The organism is Trichocoleus sp. ST-U2 (assembly GCF_039961875.1).
Lineage (GTDB): Bacteria > Cyanobacteriota > Cyanobacteriia > Cyanobacteriales > FACHB-T130 > FACHB-T130.
In genome coordinates this window covers 1-18,067 of record NZ_JAMPJY010000051.1, presented here as the reverse complement: position 1 = coordinate 18,067, position 18,067 = coordinate 1, and the positions used below count along the sequence as shown (strand labels likewise).

At 48.6% G+C, this 18,067-nt stretch carries 14 protein-coding genes; 6 read left to right on the top strand and 8 right to left on the bottom strand.

What is annotated here, in order from left to right:
• Positions 1-19: 19 nt before the first annotated feature.
• Positions 20-859 (bottom strand): diaminopimelate epimerase, encoded by an 840-nt coding sequence (gene dapF / locus NC996_RS23890; protein WP_190686151.1) that lies wholly within the window; start codon positions 857-859, stop codon positions 20-22.
• 116 nt (positions 860-975) lie between these two features.
• On the opposite strand from dapF, the gene NC996_RS23885 reads away from it, so the two are divergent.
• On the top strand, positions 976-1,188 hold the full coding sequence (locus NC996_RS23885) for an RNA chaperone Hfq (RefSeq protein ID WP_190414975.1): 213 nt from the start codon (positions 976-978) through the stop codon (positions 1,186-1,188).
• 40 nt (positions 1,189-1,228) lie between these two features.
• Here NC996_RS23885 and NC996_RS23880 read toward each other — a convergent pair whose 3' ends face one another.
• Complete coding sequence (locus NC996_RS23880; RefSeq protein WP_190672149.1) at positions 1,229-3,571, bottom strand: cation:proton antiporter; 2,343 nt, start codon at positions 3,569-3,571, stop codon at positions 1,229-1,231.
• A 227-nt stretch (positions 3,572-3,798) separates the two neighbouring features.
• Between NC996_RS23880 and NC996_RS23875 the strand changes: the two genes are divergently transcribed.
• Together NC996_RS23875 and NC996_RS23870 are read left to right on the top strand one after the other, a co-directional pair.
• Positions 3,799-4,737, top strand: coding sequence for a M23 family metallopeptidase (locus tag NC996_RS23875; protein ID WP_190426143.1), 939 nt, complete (start codon positions 3,799-3,801; stop codon positions 4,735-4,737).
• 497 nt (positions 4,738-5,234) lie between these two features.
• Positions 5,235-5,792, top strand: coding sequence for a late competence development ComFB family protein (locus NC996_RS23870; protein ID WP_190414972.1), 558 nt, complete (start codon positions 5,235-5,237; stop codon positions 5,790-5,792).
• Between the two features lie 74 nt (positions 5,793-5,866).
• Here the strand turns inward: NC996_RS23870 and NC996_RS23865 are convergent, their stop codons facing one another.
• Both NC996_RS23865 and NC996_RS23860 read right to left on the bottom strand, forming a co-directional pair.
• A complete protein-coding gene (locus NC996_RS23865; protein WP_348260029.1) occupies positions 5,867-6,289 on the bottom strand; it encodes a L,D-transpeptidase in 423 nt (140 codons plus the stop codon).
• 351 nt (positions 6,290-6,640) lie between these two features.
• On the bottom strand, positions 6,641-8,605 hold the full coding sequence (locus tag NC996_RS23860) for a DUF1565 domain-containing protein (RefSeq protein WP_190686148.1): 1,965 nt from the start codon (positions 8,603-8,605) through the stop codon (positions 6,641-6,643).
• Between the two features lie 565 nt (positions 8,606-9,170).
• Here NC996_RS23860 and NC996_RS23855 point away from each other — a divergent pair.
• From NC996_RS23855 to NC996_RS23845, 3 genes are all read left to right on the top strand, one after another.
• Positions 9,171-10,280 carry a thiamine phosphate synthase gene (locus NC996_RS23855; protein ID WP_190686188.1) on the top strand — a complete coding sequence of 370 codons (1,110 nt, stop codon included), beginning with the start codon at positions 9,171-9,173 and terminating at the stop codon, positions 10,278-10,280.
• Positions 10,273-10,494: a sulfur carrier protein ThiS gene (gene thiS, locus NC996_RS23850; RefSeq protein WP_190414969.1), complete on the top strand. Its 222-nt coding sequence runs from the start codon at positions 10,273-10,275 to the stop codon at positions 10,492-10,494. Before NC996_RS23855 ends, thiS begins: the two co-directional genes overlap by 8 nt.
• Before the next feature lie 339 nt (positions 10,495-10,833).
• Positions 10,834-11,838, top strand: a complete 1,005-nt coding sequence (locus NC996_RS23845) for a DUF1517 domain-containing protein (protein ID WP_190414968.1) — start codon at positions 10,834-10,836, stop codon at positions 11,836-11,838.
• A gap of 335 nt (positions 11,839-12,173) precedes the next feature.
• Here NC996_RS23845 and NC996_RS23840 read toward each other — a convergent pair whose 3' ends face one another.
• The 4 genes from NC996_RS23840 to NC996_RS23825 form a co-directional block, all read right to left on the bottom strand.
• Positions 12,174-13,025 carry an ABC transporter permease gene (locus NC996_RS23840; protein ID WP_190686145.1) on the bottom strand — a complete coding sequence of 284 codons (852 nt, stop codon included), beginning with the start codon at positions 13,023-13,025 and terminating at the stop codon, positions 12,174-12,176.
• A 327-nt stretch (positions 13,026-13,352) separates the two neighbouring features.
• Complete coding sequence (locus tag NC996_RS23835) at positions 13,353-15,113, bottom strand: bifunctional serine/threonine-protein kinase/formylglycine-generating enzyme family protein (RefSeq protein WP_190686142.1); 1,761 nt, start codon at positions 15,111-15,113, stop codon at positions 13,353-13,355.
• Between the two features lie 317 nt (positions 15,114-15,430).
• Entirely contained in the window at positions 15,431-16,291 is an 861-nt protein-coding gene (locus NC996_RS23830; protein WP_190686185.1) for an ABC transporter permease, read from the bottom strand.
• Positions 16,292-16,480: 189 nt separating this feature from the next.
• Positions 16,481-17,518 carry a spermidine/putrescine ABC transporter substrate-binding protein gene (locus NC996_RS23825; RefSeq protein WP_190426070.1) on the bottom strand — a complete coding sequence of 346 codons (1,038 nt, stop codon included), beginning with the start codon at positions 17,516-17,518 and terminating at the stop codon, positions 16,481-16,483.
• Between the last annotated feature and the right edge of the window lie 549 nt (positions 17,519-18,067).

Genomic DNA, 18,067 nt, shown 5'->3' with positions numbered 1-18,067 from the left:
TAAGAAAAAGCACATCGGATTATATCTGACCTGCGAATACACGCTCCGCTGGTCCTGTCATGTAAACTCGCTGGTCTATTTCCGACCATTCGATTTCCAAACAGCCGCCGGGTAATTCAACGGTGGCGATGCGATCGCTCTTTCCGGTCAAGACTCCAGCCACCACAGTTGCACAAGCACCCGTGCCGCACGCTAAAGTTATCCCCGCACCGCGTTCCCAGACCCGCATTTTCAGGTAATCCGGACGCACCACTTGAATAAACTCGGTGTTCGTCCGCTTGGGAAAAACGGGATGATGCTCGAACTGGGGGCCAATATTTTCTAAAGGAATCGCGGCAACATCCTCCACAAACGTGATGCAGTGAGGATTCCCCATGCTGACACAAATTACCAACCAAGTAGCATCAGCGACTTCTAAAGGTTGAGCGATTACTTTCTCGTTAGGGGCACCCAGCGTCGTGGGAATTTCTGCCGCCAGTAGTCCTGGCATTCCCATATCGACGGTGACTTTCCCATCCGGCTTGATGTGCGGTGTCATGACACCTGCCAGGGTATGAATCCGATATTGAGTTTCTTGAGTAGATTTTCCTTCTAAATCAGCGAGAAATTTGCCTAAACAGCGAATGCCATTGCCGCACATTTCCGGTTCGGAACCATCAGAGTTGAAAATCCGCATGGTGTAGTCGGTGCCGTCTTGTCCCGGCAGGGCAAAAATCACGCCGTCGGCACCAATGCCGAAGTGGCGATCGCAAAACTTGACCGCTTGTTCTGGCGTTACCTTGGGTTCTGATGAGGAACGATTGTCAATCAGAATGAAATCGTTTCCCAGTCCGTGATACTTAGTAAACTCGATTCCCATTTAGCAATCCTTCGATTCGCAATTTTCGATTAGCATAAACTATGGAATGGGTAATGGTTAATGGCAGTCCTTCAATCCTGAAATCTGGCAATTCGCATTAGGAAAAATCTTGCATTATGACAACTGAACTGGAAACAGGCTTACCAAGCACTCGTCTCGTCCAAACATTTGTGAAAGAGGGACAAAGGGTTGAACTGAAACTCCTCACGAACGATGTACTCGTTGGTAAACTGCGTTGGCAAGATCAGAACTGTATTTGTCTACAAGATGAATCGAATCAGCAAACGCTGGTTTGGCGACACGCGATCGCTTATGTGCAGCCAAAGTAATTAGGAATCGGGAATCGGGAATCTCTTCCCCAATGACCGATTACCTTGATTCGCCTGTTCGCTGATTATCAGAGGGAAGATGCTCTTGTATCGCTTCGCTTACTGGCAAGTTGAGCGTAGGGACTGGGAAAACCGGAGGCTCAGATTCGGGTGCCAACAACTGTTGCACCTGATTGAGGGGAAAACTGCCGCCGCATAAGAGCAGCTGATCGCCCGCTTGCAGCTCGGTATCGCCCCCCGGAAAGCGGATGAACTTGCCATCTCGCCGAATTGCTTGCACTTGCACCCCGTACTGGCGGCGAATATGCAGCTCAGAGAGAGGCTTACCGGCAACAGGGCTGGACTCTGGAACCTGCAACCACTGACAGGGAGCGGTTTGGCTTGGGATTGCCACTTCACCGTTTGCCAGTTGATTAAAAGCAGCTTGTTCGTTGGATTCTCCCACCACCAAGAGGCGATCGCCCACTTCCAGAGAAGTTTGCTTGTCTGGATAGTCCACTTCTTCCCCACCAGTTCGCCGAATTGCCATCAAAGTGACACCCGTCAATCGGCGCATATCCGTCTCCTGTAGCGTCATCCCAATCAGGGGAGAGTTGGGCGGGAGGGAATACCACTTGCTATTCATTTCAGCAGTGGCAATTTGTAAGTCATGAGCAATCTCCGAAGGCGATCGCTCTGGACGCAATGCCAGGTAATGGCTATTGCGAATTTGCTGCATTTCCTTCTGGATCTGCCATGTCGGCAATCCACTACCGGCTAATAGATGCGCCGCCAGTTCTAAACTAGCTTCAAACTCCGGTTGCACCACCTCTCGCGCCCCCAACTGATAAAGCAGTTCGATATCGTTGTTGTGGTTAGCGCGAACGACAATATCCAGATCTGGAGCCAATTCTAAAGCGCGTTTGAGGCAAAGGCGGGTACTCATCGGATCGGGAAGCGCGATCGCCATCCCCTTCGCCTTATCTACCCCCGCAGCTTCCAGTACGTGCAAACTCACCGCATTGCCATAAACATAAGAAACTTCTGCTTCTCTTAACTGCTGAATCCGGCTTTCCGACTGGTCAATCACTACCACTGGATAGTTATGCTCCTGCACCAGTTTGATCAGATTCCGTCCCACCCGTCCATAACCGCAGACCACCACATGATTTTGCAAAGGCGCATCTACCGCCACTTCCATCGGGTCATCCACCGGATCTAGATATGGCTTCAGCCAAGGCAACTCCAACAATTTTGGCACCAGCCGCATCACAAAAGGCGTCAGTACCAGCGTCACCGCAGTCGTGCCCAAAATCAGCAAGTAAACCCGCCGAGAAACCAGCCCCAAAGCTTGTCCTTCACTGGCTAGAACAAACGAAAATTCTCCAATTTGAGCTAAACCCAAACCAGCAATTACCGCAGTTTTCAGCGGATAGCCAAACGCTCTAACAATCGGCGTCACAATCAAAAACTTGCCGACAAAAACCAGTAAAACCAGCCCCAGAATTAACTCTAGGTTGTTCCACAGGAAAATCGGGTCGATGAGCATCCCAATCGCCGCAAAAAACAGTGCCGCAAACACATCCCGCAACGGCTCCACATAAGTCAGGGTTTGGTCGGCGTATTCCACCTCCGAAATCATTAACCCGGCGACAAATGCCCCCATTTCAATCGAAAGACCCAAAGCCTCCGTGAGCAACGCAATCCCCAAACACAGCGCCACCACGCCCAACAGAAACAACTCCCGGCTTTCCGTTCGAGCCAAGAGGCGCAGCAAGGGAGGAATCAGCCAGATGCCTGCTGCCACAGCCACAGCCGCAAATAACCCAATCTGTAACAGCGCTAAAGCCACAGCCTTGCCAATCGCTTCTGGCGGTTGATCCAGCGCTGGCAAGACAGCCAGCATCAACCCCAATGCCAAATCCTGTACCACCAAAATCCCCAGCATCACCTGAGCGTGAGGCGTCCCCGTCTCATTTCGCTCCATCAGACACTTAAAGACAATTGCGGTTGAAGACAAAGACAGAATTGCCCCCAGGAAGACACCCTTCGCTGGTAAGGTACCCCACGCTCCAGTGAGTCCACAGACTGCAACCGTGACTGCAATTGTCAGGGCAATCTGTAGTCCGCCTCCACCCAAGGCGATGCCTTTAACTTTTTTTAATTCCGCAAACGAAAACTCAACGCCCAAGGCGAACAACAAAAAGGCGACACCAAATTGAGCCAGGGTTTCTATCTGAACCAATTCTTTAATCAGTCCCAACCCCGCAGGCCCAACGACGATTCCGCCGACGATATAACCCAGTAAGGCAGGTTGCCGCAGCAGCGCTGATACCACTCCACCAACGGCTGCTGCTGCCAAAACAGATACTAAGTCAACAATCAGTCTAAAGTCTTCTTGCACAAGTTTGTTTTATGAGAACAAGTATAAAGGTATATAAACTTAGAATACAGAGTTTTATGGACTGTGCTAACGCCATTGCCTCAGGTTTCTATTGGGCAACTGGGATCAATTGAGGAAAGGCGGTGGAAACAGTCCAGGCAAGGTGATAGTCTATCCGCTAGTAATAAAGGTCATAGACAAGGTCATAGACGCTTTGTCAATTACTGGCTCGGAGAAAATTGCCTGTGATGTCGCTTAAGACTCTGCTTCAATCTCGCCATGACCGGCGGCTGGTTTCTACACTCTTGTCCAGTCAAAAGTCCAAAGCGAACCGTAAAAACAAAGAATTCTTTCTGTTGCCTTTTGCTTTTTTAGTTTCTACTGCTTTGCCTGTCAAAGCTTTGCAGGTACAGGTGGCACCCAACAATCCCCAGCTTGGGGATACGCTCTCGGTCGTGATTCAGACGGACTCTCCTGGTTCGCAGAGTCCCACGGTTTCTTTCAAACAGAAGACTTACCGGGCGTTTTCCCTCGGTCAAAATCGCTTTCGAGTCTTGCTACCGACAACGCCTTTAGACAAGCCGGGAACGCTACAAATTCGGGTTGCTGGTGATGGGGAAGTCAAAAACCTGTCGTTGCCATTGCGATCGCGCAATTTCCCGGTGCAACGGATTACCCTACCCCCCGGAAAAGCCGGACAATCAGCAACCCAATTTGAACTCAACCGCGTGGCAGCTTTTAAAAATTTGGTGACGCCGCAAAAGTTCTGGAATGGTCCTTTTCTCAAGCCGAACCGAGGTAGCATCACCAGTATTTACGGGGTTCGCCGTTACTACAATGGCAAGTTTGCGAATGACTACTACCATCGCGGGGTTGACTACGCGGGTGGGTATGGTTCGCCGGTAACAGCACCAGCATCGGGAAGAGTGGCGCTGGTGGGACGGGTTGCTCAGGGTTTCCGAGTTCACGGAAATGTAATTGGGGTAGATCACGGTCAAGGCGTCACCAGTATTTTTATGCACTTGAGCCGGATTGATGTCAAGGAAGGGGATTTTGTAAAAGCGGGACAGGTGATTGGGGCAATTGGTTCAACGGGAGCTTCAACGGGTCCTCACTTACATTGGGGATTGTATGTCAATAGTCTTGCCGTAGACCCAGTACCTTGGAGAACTCAAGGAGTTGAATGAGGTTTTTTGAAGTTTTGATGAATTTTTTTAGGTTTTAATGTATTTGGTGTTGTATTGAGGAAAGATTGTGGCAGGGTTGCCTCTCCGAAACGAGATTGCGAAGCATTTTTCAATGTCTTCGACTATCCCACCGGGAGCTAGTGTAGGCTTTTCCGAAGCGAAAGCTTTGCGGACGGGGATTGTAGATAGTCATCTGAGAAGCGTAAATGTTGAATAGCCTTTGGGAAAAATCCCGAAAATTCCCACTGTCAAAGCAATATTGTTAGTTCGCTAACCGACTGATGTTAAGCCTGCGTAGTTTTGCGTATTTTGAGGCGCTGGTTATGCCAGGATAGATGAGTGGGCATGGGCGAAAAGACATCAACGCAGGTTTCGGCTTCGTTGAGGGCGTATCAACACTCGAAAACGGGCACGCACTTTTAGGGAAGCGGTAATCCCTGCCTCGCTTTCCTAGCCAACCAAAACAGTTTGGATGGGGTATCCAGCAGGATTTTTAGATGAGTATTGAAAAAATTGTTGAACAAGCCCTGCAGGATGGTTATCTGACGCCAGCGATGGAAGCAGAGGTGGGGCGCATCTGTGACACGGCTTCTGAGCTTTCGATTGAAGAATACATGGCTCTAGACCGTCTGATGGGCGCACTGTTAACTGGGGAAGTGGTTGCAGTTCCTCGAAAACAGTTCATCAATGTCATGGAAGAGTTGGTGCTGACGGAAGCGATCGCTAGAGTCGCAGAAATTGAGGCAACCAGCGATCGCGTTCTAGATGTCGGCGATATTGCCGCCTACGCGCTCAATCGCTTGCCTCCGCTGTATGCCACGACGGAGGAAGGTGCTAGCTATCAGCGAATGCGGGCAAAAGATGAACTTCAAGAGCTGATTACCCAGCAAGTGAGCGAAGCGATCGCCCGGAATCTGGATCGTCCCGAATTTTTCCCAGAACGGCAAGCGCTCAGCAAAGCGAACGACAGCGACGTGTTCAAGCAGGTGAGTTCTTTACTCCAAACCTACGCACCCAGCTTTGAACCTCAATCCAGTAACCATAGCAACGAATAATGGAAGAGTTATAAATGATGAATTTTGAGTTTTGAGTGATTAATTCAGAACTCAAAACTCAAAACTTTTCCCTCCTACCTGCGAACCAGCACGAGTGTCCCTTTCGCGACCTGCTGATAAAGCATCCGAATATCTTGATTTCGCATTCGCAAGCAGCCGTGGGAGACTGCTTGCCCGATCAGGTGTTCTTCGTTGGTGCCGTGAAACCCAATTTGATGACGCCCATCCGACCAAAAACCAATCCAGCGATCGCCTAAGGGATTATCATTCGCCCCAGATGGGATAACTTCACCCGTAATCGGTTGACGCCACGCCGGATTTTGGTTCATTTGCAAAACTTGAAACGAACCCGTGGGCGTTTCCCAACCCAACTGCCCCACCGCCACGGGGTAACTGGCTTGCAGCCGATCGTCACGGTAAACATAAACCAGGCGATCGCTCAAATCGACAACGAGATGCGATTGCCAAGCGGATGCCGCCTGAGCGGTTTCTAGCACTGAATATTCCCGAGGGGCTGAGCGGCTATTTGAAGATCGATTTTTACTCCACAAGTCTCCAAGCTGCCAACTTGCCAACTTGCCGACCTGGCGCTGACTCCGAATCGGGGAATCCAAGCTGACGGTCGTCACCCTTGAAAAATTTGTCCGCCTAGAAACTGAGAACAACACCACCGCTGTTCCAAAACAAATTAGCATCAAGCTTCGAGAGAGCGACTCATCTCTTGGCATAGCGGTATGAGCTAAGAATGATTACGGGTCAAAATAACCAACTGTAGAACATTGGGTCGTGGGTAATCATCTGGGGTTAATGACAACCGACAATTAACCATCAACCCCTGACAAACAATATTAATTCCTTGACTCAATCGTGGCTGCTAAACCTTTCGTGTTGAGCATTTGCTGCATTTCCAAAGCGCGATCGCGGGTGCTAAAAGCTCCCGCCTGCATCACCGTCCGACCGTTGGAGCGTGTGCGGAAGGCATCGGGTGCAAGCGATCGCACTAAAGCCTCTTGGCGCGAATTCTGAGTATCCACCACAACCCGATAACGCAAACCTAGAGCTTGTTGACTACCCCCAGCTCGGCGGGGCACTCTCCCACTAGCCGCCCGACTGTTGCCGATATTCCCCAAAGGAACATCCGGACTTGGCACTGGCAGCAAATCTGAGGAGGCCGAAGCTTGGAGAGGCTCCTGGGGTGCCGCCCCAAAGTCCAGAGTCCGGGGTAGAACCGGCGACGGTTGAGACGGGGCGGATGACGGTAGCGCCGGTAATGTAGAAGCTGACGACGGTAGCGCTGGTAATGTCGTCGCTCTGGGCGACCGGGAAGTCGGCAACGGCGACCGAGCAACCGGAGGCGGCGCGGGAATTTCTAGGGGTGCAGTCTGGGGCACAGGCGATATCGGCAAGGGAGACGCTGTCGCTCTGGGCTGCTGGGGCGGCACCACCGGAGGCACCATCGGAGGCTGCAATGTTGGTAATCCGTAAGCTGACGTTCTTGCTGGCTGAGAGGTTGGGGCAGGCGGTTGAACGGAAATTTTAATCCCGGTGCTGTCAGTGGGTACCGATTGTACTGGAGTTAAAATCTCTGAGTTCGGGCGGTTAGAGAGGAGTGGCAAAGATTGAGAACTTCCACCATTCCTCGCTACTGGCTGAATCGGTGCCAGGGCTTCCTGTGGCGGCAGGGAAGCGGTGGGAAGCGGCTTCAGAAGCCCGCTGGCAATGGGAGCCTCTACAAGCGGGGTGGGGGGGATTGCCATGCCCGTCAGGTCAATGCGTCCTGCCGTTTTGGCAGTAATCTCATTCCCATAGGCAGGAATCTCCTGGCTTGAAGCCTTGGTGTTAATGTCCAATAGACCATTGGCACGAAAAATATTGCCGCCCGGTTCGCCAGCAGTTCCTAAATCAGGACGGGCTTGGGAAACTGCTACTAACCCGTAACGAGCGTTGTTTTCAATAATATTATTCCGGAGAACGGGTGTTGCCTTGGTTTCTACGACGACCCCATCTTTGTTGCCACTGATGCGATTGGCAATTAGCTGCGGGGCAGCATTATGACCGATACTAATGCCAAATCCCGTATTTTCAAACACGTTCTCCCGCACTTCCGGTCGGGAAGTCCCGTAAATCGTAATCCCATTGCCCCCGTTTTCATAGAAGTAGTTGTTGCGAATGGTGGGGGCACTATTGCCAGTGACGGCAACTCCATCGTGCTTACTTCCCGTAAAAGTGTTATCCGCCACCATCAGACTGGTGGATTCAATCCAAAGACCGTAACCTCGTGGATTCGGATTCGTCACAGTGACGCCCATCAGCCCTGCTTGATTTGCCCCAGCGATCGCGATATTTTGACCGCCAAAGAAACGACTGAGGAACTGACCGCCGCCGAGGATGACAATATTCTCCCCTTTGGTGCCGCGATCGCCCTGAATCGTTACACCGGCTTTGAGTCTTAAGGGAAAGGTTTCACCCGTTTCGGTGCTGTAGGTGCCGGGTGCCAGTACGATGGCGGTGTTCGGCTGAGCGACCTGCAAGGCATGAGTAATGGTTTGGAACGGTTCCTGCTCGTCTCCAGTGCCATTGCTGTCATTTCCCGCAGCGGGGTTGACATACAACCGATTCATTTGTGACATCTGCGTCTGCTCATCCGAGGGAACCTGAGCCACTGTCGGCTGTGCCTGGATTGCGGTAACGTCCAGCCAGGGGATTGCGATCGCAGTCACTAATCCTAAGAATATGCGACAGGTACGAACCGACGGACGGCATTTTCTGACTAGGGCATTCAATTGACGATTGTGGGGGCATTTCAAACTCACGGCTCTACTCCTCTCAAGTTGGCACTGCAATATCGGTAAAGGCTGATGGAAGAAAGCACCTAGTTTTAGTCTATGCACCCCTATTTTGGGATAGAGGCTACCCGTTTGTTTACATTTCTTACATTTCTAAAAAGACCCCAACCGCTAACAGCTCATCAACCTGAGCATCCTCTTCAAAGCGAGGAATTCGATGGGCATTCCAAAAGAAAATTCTGTGGGGGCATTCTTTGAATGATAATACTGCTGTTAAACGTTCTTAAATAGGTAGGTACAAAAAACTAGAAACCCGTAGGCTAAAGAATTGGGATAAGGACGCTACTTGCTCCTAACCCATAGACGAAATGTTACTGACTTAGTTCACATGACTTAGTTCACAATCCGCACGATATCAGCATTGTTCATTTTGCTCAACCTTGTTAATCCCCGCATTCTATTTTTTATTCAGTTGGATAAAATATATGGGGCAATTGAGAAAATTTGGTTGGTACGTGCTACCCTGTCACTTCACAGATTTCAGAAATTAGGAAACTAGACTGCTACGATGAAAAATAATGGAGTGGTTGCGATGGGCGAGAAACACAGCGTTCGAGAGCCAGTTGGGGACTTGCTCATACAAGCACAGCCAGCGGTTTGCCGCATTCTAGACGCCAATTTAGACCGAGCCAGAGAGGGCTTGCGGATTATCGAAGAATGGTGTCGCTTTGGCGTGAATAGCTCCCAATTAGTCAATGAATGCAAGCAAATGCGACAGGAGCTAGCCAAATGGCATGGCATGGAGCTTCGGGCTGCACGGGATACCCCAGGGGATGCGGGCACGGAGTTGACCCATCCTCAAGAACAACAGCGCTCTAGCATTCAGCAGCTGTTGCAAGTCAATTTTGCTCGTGTGGAAGAAGCCCTGCGGGTGCTGGAAGAATATAGCAAGCTTTATGACCCCGACCTCGGCTCGGCGGCAAAGCAATTACGCTATCGGGTGTATACGCTGGAGAGCAATTTGCTGGCTTACCGACGACATCAGGTGCTGTTGCGATCGCATCTATACCTCGTTACTTCTGCCTCAGAACAGCTATTTTCCATCGTTGAAGCCGCCCTGCAAGGGGGACTGACTCTGGTACAGTATCGCGAAAAAATTGCCGACGATTCTGTGCGAGTCGCCCACGCTTCCAAACTCCGCCAGCTATGCCATCAATACGGTGCCCTGTTTATCATGAACGACCGGGTGGATCTGGCTTTGGCAGTGAATGCCGATGGCGTGCATCTGGGACAACAAGATATCTCCATCGCCCTCGCCCGACAGTTGCTAGGGCCACAACGCCTGGTTGGTCGCTCCACCACGAACCCGGAAGAAATGCAGCGAGCTATCCAGGAGGGTGCTGACTATATTGGAGTTGGCCCCGTTTATGAAACTCCCACCAAAGTAGAGAAAGCTGCTGCTGGTCTGGATTATGTCCGCTATGCGGCTGAAAATGCCTCGATTCCCTGGTTTGCCATTGGGGGCATTGATGCGAATAACTTAAATGATGTGCTGGAGGCGGGAGCCGAACGAGTAGCAGCGGTTCGCGCCATCATGCAGGCAGATCAGCCGATGTTAATGACTCAGTATTTCCTCTCCCAGCTGAGTCGTCTGCAAACTCTCCGCGCTGTTGATGTTCGCGTTCCCCAATCTTATGTTTAGTCCGTCTGGTCAAATCACGCTGCAAGTGAATGGGGAACCCCGCACCTGCCCGCCCGACACTAAATTGCCCCAGTTGTTAGAGCATCTGGGGTTAAATCCTCGCCTAGTGGCGGTTGAGTACAACGGTGAGATTCTCCATCGACAGTTTTGGTCGCAAACGGAGATCAAAGAGGGGGACGCGATTGAAATCGTCACCATCGTCGGCGGCGGCTAATTGGAACCTCAGAGATGAAGATTGAACAAGGAATGGCTGAAGATAAATTCTCGGTTGTTTCTCGGAAAACAGCCACAAGATTTACTCCCCATACTGTACTTTTCATCTGTGGTTTCTAGTCCAGTTCCTGGGTAACGCACAGCGATTCGCGTTATCCCTCATCCGTCATCCTTTCGAGTACGGATTCCCCGTGAGGAAATCCGCCCCGCATTGATCCCGCGCCAGTCGGGTGGAGGCGATACATTAAAGATGTAGCTCGGATCGCTCGATAGTTAGGAAGATGCTAGGAGTTGCTGCCAGCCGCTACAGTTTTAATCAGATTGAATAGGCACAGTATGTATGCGTAATAAACTGCTTTCAGCAATTAAACCCCTTTTGAAATCTTTGTTCGTCTTTGGTCTGATCCTTACCCTGACGCTAGGTCATGCTGACGGAGCCTTAGCAGCTCGCTCAGGCGGTCGAATTGGAGGGGGTTCCTTTAGAGCGCCCAGCCGCAGCTATTCGCCTCCTAGCCGCACCTACGCGCCACCATCCGGCGGATATTATCCGGCTCCTTATCCTGGGGGTGGATTTGGGGGTGGATTTGGGTTCCCGTTGCTATTTCCCTTCTTTGGCATCGGGGGCGGATTTGGCGGTCTGTTTACAATTTTGATTTTCCTGGGAATCGCTAACTTCTTGGTTTCCAGCTTCCGCCGCGTTGGTGTTGGCGACGCAGGTGAAGCCGATTCTCTGGGCTACGGCAATCCCAAAGTTTCTGTGGCAGAGGTGCAAGTGGGTCTTTTGGCAGAAGCTCGCAGCTTGCAAGGAGAATTAGACGAGTTGGCACGTACATCTGATATGAGTTCCGCCATCGGTCGTGCCCAAGTGCTTCAGGAAAGTACCCTAGCTTTGCTACGTCACCCGGAATACTGGGTGTATGGGGCAGCAGAATCTCAGCAAACAGCGTTACAAGCCGCAGAAGCCAAGTTTAATCAGCTAGCTCTGGGTGAACGCAGCAAAGTCACCGAAGAGACTCTCTCGAACGTCAATAATCAGCTCAAGGCAGCAACGCCCAAAGCATCTTTACCGGCGGGATCTGAGGAAGCTGGCAAGCTGGCAAATCAGATGATGGCAGAAGGCCCTAGTGAATACATTATTGTGACGATTTTGGTGGGTGCCGAAGGTAATCTGCAACTACCGAAAATCAACAGCACTGACGATTTGCGTCAAGCCTTGCGTCAGATTGGTGGCATCGGGAGCGATCGCCTACTTGCAGTAGAAATTCTCTGGGCACCTCAGGCAGAAGGCGACACGCTTACCTCTGATGATTTGCTGGCTGAGTATCCCAATCTCAAACTTGTTTAACCCTCAACGGATACGGGCACTCTTGCTATGCGCCCCTATCTATTTCTCCTGAAAAGGAGGCTGATTACCAGCCTCCTTTTTCAATTTTGACGGCGGCTCAATAGGAGCCATTTATAATTTACTGTTTTCCCTTGAGCTAGTATTATTAGTATTAATTAAATAATGAAAATCTGTGCATTTTTTTAAAGCAAATTAACTTCCCATACAGGAAGAATTAAATTTAAGTTCATTGAATAATTTTAGCAACAAATAGCTTAACTTATGACAATTTTTTGTTCATTGTTAAATTTTAAAATCCCGAAATAAGATGCAGCGACATCTCTACAAATTCAAAGCTATTTAAAGCGTTTTTGTTCGCTGCGGTAGCGGAGCAATTCAGCAACAAAAGCGACAAAACCTGACACAATCATCAGCATGACGCTGAGAGCGTTGATATCCGGTTTGACCCCAGTGCGGATGCGGCTAAAGATTTCTAGGGGTAATGTTGTAGCACCCGTACCGGCAGTGAAGCTAGCAATGAGAAAGTCGTCCATGCTGAGGACAAAAGCTAACAGGCAACCGGAAATAATTGCTGGCATTAATTCTGGAAGCAACACCTGGATAAAAGCTTGTACTGGCGTCGCTCCTAAATCGAGGGCGGCTTCTTCTAAATGGGGGTTTAAGCCGCTAATTCGAGAAGAAACTACCAAGGCGACGTAGGCAAGACAAAAGACGACATGAGCTGCCACAATTGTCCACAAGCTCAACGGCATACCAATAACGGCTAAAAATACCAGAGTGGCAACAGCGATCGCAATATCGGGAATAATCAGCGGCAGGTAAGAAACGCCGCGATACAAGGTTTTCCCCGGAAAGGTATAACGGGCTAAACCAACTGCCATTATGGTGCCTAAGACGGCAGCGATCGCTACTGCACACAAAGCCACGGTTAAGCTATTTTGCAGCGCCGTCAGGACGCGGGTGTCCTGAAACAGCTTCAGATACCATTTGAAGGTGAATCCCTCCCAACCGGCGCTATAGGTAGATTCGTTAAAACTATAAAACGTCAGTACCAGAATGGGCAGGTACATATAAAAGAACATCAGCAGTGTGAAAATAACCTGCCAAGAAATACGAGGTTTATCCTGGGACTTCAACATAATCTCTAAAGGGATTTCCTCCTGCTGATGGCTGACGGTGCCTGTCATTCAATTTCACCATTTGTCGGATTTGCGATGCTGAACAGAGCAGCCACTTCGCTACACGCTCTATGCCAACTTTCTTCACTTTACTGGATGCGATTGAATCTTTGGAAGAGTGCGATCGCGTCTTAAGTGTATCGCCTCCGTAAAATTTTATGCTTTTGTATTATTTTATACTTCTTTTTCGTAGATTAGGGCTATTCTTATAGAATGGAAATCTGTGTGTTCAGGTAAATTGATTTTTACGAACCGCGAAGACGCACTAGCAAAGCCATGCGCGTTAGCACTATAGAGTGCCAAGGAAGAGGGGAAGAGAGGAAAGGACTAAGGAGTCTATGCAGAGGCAGTAACCACTCGAAATCCAAAGTACCTGCTGTTGCTGTCCGGCTGATTCCTGCCACGAACCGCACTGCGACAGTCCCAGGGATCGTTGATACACGAACCACTGCGAAGCAGCCGGAACGAATTATCTCCTTCTGACTCCCAGGCATTCCCATCATTAGGCGCACCTTTGTAACTAGGATGCCAAATATCAGCACACCATTCCCAAACGTTTCCGTGCATATCGTATAGTCCAAAGGCGTTGGGTAGAAAACTCCCCACTTCTGTCGTTTGTAGACGATATTTCCCCTTTGGTTCAGAGGCGTAAGTAGAATTTCCGTCGTAGTTTGCTAAATTTGTAGTAATTGTGTCGCCAACGTGAAAAGGTGTAGTTGTTCCTGCACGACAAGCATATTCCCATTGGGTTTCGCTGGGCAAACGGTAACTCTTTCCAGTTTTTTTCGACAGACGCGCACAAAATTCAACTGTGTCGTGCCATGATACATTTTCTACAGGTCGATTTGTACCTTTGAAGTAGGAAGGATCTGGTTGTATATCCCTGTTAATTTTTGGCAGGTTTGCTACGGCTTTCCACTGCGCTTGTGTAACTGTAAATTTCCCCATGAAAAAGGGTGCTACAGTTACTTGATGTTGCGGACTTTCATTACTGTTGCGTTTCTTCTCCATGTCTGGAGAACCCATCAGGAAAGTACCACCTGGAATTTCTACCATTTCTAGTGTCATTCCCCTGTCTAAGTCTTCAGAGAAATATTTTGCTTGCATTCGGCAGCGGTTAGTTTCCATTCCCTGTGCGTTTACTGTCACCACATCAAAATCAAACGTTTTTAGCGGTGAAGCTTGGGGAATATTTAGAATTGTTGGCGCTACAGATAACTTTTGCGGAGTTATTGCCTTTATTACGTCTTCGGCTGATTGATATCGCCGTTTCGCACCTCTTTGTATCATCTTATCTAAGATGCTACGCAATTCGTCGCTTAAAGGATTTGGCAAGTAACTCTGCCAAACCCAAGTATCCTCGTCAGTATCAAATAATTCTAAAGGCTCAACGTTAGTTAGCAAATGAATGCAGGTGACACCCAAACTATATAAATCGCTGGCAAAAACTCCTTTCCCGACTGCTTGTTCTGGTGCAATATATCGAAAATCACCAATTACTGTTCCAGTTCTGGCTAATGCGGTTCCCGTCGCAAATTTAGCTGCACCAAAATCTACTAACACCAGTTGGTTATCAACCTGACGACGAATAATATTTTCTGGCTTAATATCCCGGTGAATTACCTGCTTACCATGCACAAATTCTAATACGCGCAGCAAGTCTGTCAGCAAGGTGCGAATTTCAGTTTCATTGAAAACACCTTTTTGTTCTAATATATGGGCTAAATTTTGTCCGTTAATAAACTGTTGCACCAAATATTGACGGTTCTCTTCCTCAAAATGGGCTAACAATTCCGGAATCTGCGGATGATTCCCTAATTCTTCTAGCCGTACAGCTTCTTGATGAAATAATTCTGCTGCTTTATTAGCTGTATTTGTGCCTTGTTGAATCGGGAAAAATTGCTTAATTACACAAGCTGGTTTAGAAGGTTTCGCTTCATCAATTGCCCGAAAAGTCCTACCAAACCCACCTTGTCCCAGCGGTGCCAAAGTCCGGTAACGCCCTAAAAGTACCAGCTTCGTCCCGCAGTTTTTACAAAATTTGTCATTGTGGGAGTTTTGACACTTCTGACAGGCGGGATTTAAGCAATAACTCATAAATAATTGGAAACTTGATTTAGCGTAGATTGGGTTAAGGTAAGGAAATCCAACCCCTCTAAACAATTTGATGAGGTTCGTTCCTCAACCCAACTTACAGTTATTCCATACAGTGAATTAGTCAGCGCTTACTGACCAATCAATCATTATTAAATTCAAAAAATACTTTATATGGGCGCACAGATTCCCATTATATAAAACTAGCACTTGCGCCAATACTTGTCTAGTACCTATGGCAAATATTTAACAGAAATTTTAGAGATTTTCTGAAAATAATGGTGCGTTACGCTATCGCCAACGCACCTTCTATATAAGCCTTATTTTTGCGGTGTGCTATCGCCGTATTTAATTAAAAGCGCGATCGCTACACTCACGGCAAAAATTAAAACCATACTCAAAGACGAGCCAAATCCCCAATTTTGAGTTGCACCCAAAAACTGGTTATAAATCAAGCGGGATATGGTCATGCTGGAGGCACCGCCCAGCAATTCCGGATCGACAAAATCCCCTAAAGTGCTAATAAATACAAGCAAAGAACCAGCCGCAATTCCTGGTAGCGTTTGCGGGACAGTCACTTTCCAAAAAGTGTCAATTGGATTTGCCCCCAAATCGGCAGAGGCCTCCAACAACCGCCGATCCAGTTTTTCTACAGAGGCGTAAAGAATTAACACCATGTAGGGCAAATAACTGTAACCCATCCCAATAAATACGGCTGAACTCTGGTTCAGCAACTCCAAAGCTGGAAGTCCTAAAGTCGTTAACATCGTGTTCAGGACACCCGTAGGACGCAAGATTGTAATCCAGGCGTAAGAACGCAGCAGCGATGATGTCCATAAAGGCAAGACAAAGCCTAGTAGCAGCAAATTTCGCCACTGTTTTGGTGCCATTTGACCAATCCAGTAAGCAACTGGGAATCCTAGTAAAAGACAAACGATTGTAGTGCCAATTGCAAAAAATAGCGATCGCCCGATCACCTGCAAATAGACGGGCTGAAATACCAGCGCATAGTTATCGAACCCGCTGGGATTCACCACATCCCCAGGTCGGATTCCTGGTACTAGACTCAGCTGAAAAATCACCAGCGTTGGCAGCACTAGCAACAAACCCAACCAGATACCAGCCGGACCCAGCAGCGCCATTGGTTCCAACCACTTCAAGCCGGGGCGTCTGCTGCCCATTAGCACTGGCGATTCGATTCCATCAGAGGGAGTGGGATTGGGGATAGAGGGAGGAGACGTTGGGGTAGACACGACAGAAAAAAGTTTTGAGTTTTGAGTTTTGAGTTTTGAGTTATTAATGAAAGATGATTGATATGAAGTATCAATTGTTGCTTCGATTCATCATTCAAAACTCAAGATTATTTAATGTTAGCTGCTCGTCAATCGAGTCCAATAGGATTCATAAACTTCGGCAACTTTTCCAAGCGGCGCAACGCCTTCGCATTGGGCAAGTACCGCCTCTGGGGGAAATAAAATTTGATTGTTACGGATTTCATCAGGTAGCTGATTGTAGCCAGCTTGATTGGGTGTCGCGAAACTTAAACGTTCGCAAATCTGAGCGGCGACATCAGGTTGCAACATAAAGTTAATCCAGGCATAAGCTCCTTCTGGATTGGGAGCTGTTATCGGAACGACCAGTGTGTCAGTCCACACCGAAGAACCACTCCGAGGAATTAGATATTGTAAGTTTTTATTTTCTGGAATAATTTCATTGGCATCGGATGAAAATCCCATTGCCAGCAGCAAATCCCCAGTTAAAATTTGAGTTCTCCAGGCATCAGAGGTGAAAGAAGCGAGGGCCGGTTTGAGCGCCATTAACTTTTCATACGCCTGTTTAATCTGCTGCGGGTCTTTTGAGTTGTAAGAGTACCCCAGCATTTTCAACACCGCACCCATTACTTCCCGAACATCATTCAGCAAGGTCATCCTGCGAGAAAGTGCCTGCTGATTGTCCCAGAGATAATTCCAATCTGCTGGTGGTTGCTTCAGCTTCTGGGTGTTGTAAATGAGACCCGTTGTTCCCCAGCTCAGGGGTATGCTGTAGCGGTTTTCTGGGTCATAGACGGGATTCTGGAAGCGGGGAAACAACCGATCCAAACCTACGACGCGGGAGCGATCGATTTCACTGAGCAAGCCCAGTTCCACCATCTTCCTCACCGTATAGTCAGATGGGTAAATAATGCTGTAGTCCCCGCCTCCCAACGCTTGAATCCTGGCTAGCATCGCTTCGTTGGAATCATAGACATCAGCAATGACCTTGATTCCAGTCTCTTTGGTAAAGCGTTTTAACAAATCCTCATCGGTATAGCCAGCCCAAGTGTAGAGATACAATAACTTGTTGTTGGATGCATCAGAGTTGGCGGGTGCCGAGCGCACTTGGGCAAGCGTCCAGCCGCAACCAGACATTGCCAGTCCGAGGGTAGCAGCAGCTGACGTTTGTAAAAACCTACGTCGTGTTGAGTGTTGTGGGTTCGTCCGTTGAGCAGTTGGAGGCACGGGATTCAGCAAAGTTGCACGTCAATCGTCAAAATTTAGAAGAGGAAATTAAAAACTATCAAGGTGATTTTTTAGTTTTAATTTTTAATTTTTAATTTCTCTTTAACAGTATCTTACAGATTGCTCTATAGGGAGCGGTTCACCTAGTTCGGGGGTCAGTATTTTGACAGGCAAACATTAGATTTATAGAGGTTTCTCAAATTTCCAGTCGTCATCCTGACTTTGAGGAGATAGCCCCGGAGTGATTGAATCGGTCGCTGAGTCAATTTGTCAAGTTCTGGGGGAAAGGAGCGCAAAATCAGTGCAGCAAAGGGCTGGCAGTCATCGATGGGAATGAATACTTTTTGGCGTTGCTGAAATTGTAATGAACTAAGCTGATAGAAAAACTGTTCGATACTTCAAGTAGTGAAGGAGCAAACGGAGCGAACACTTCAGCATCTCAAGTGATTTGGAGTAGCA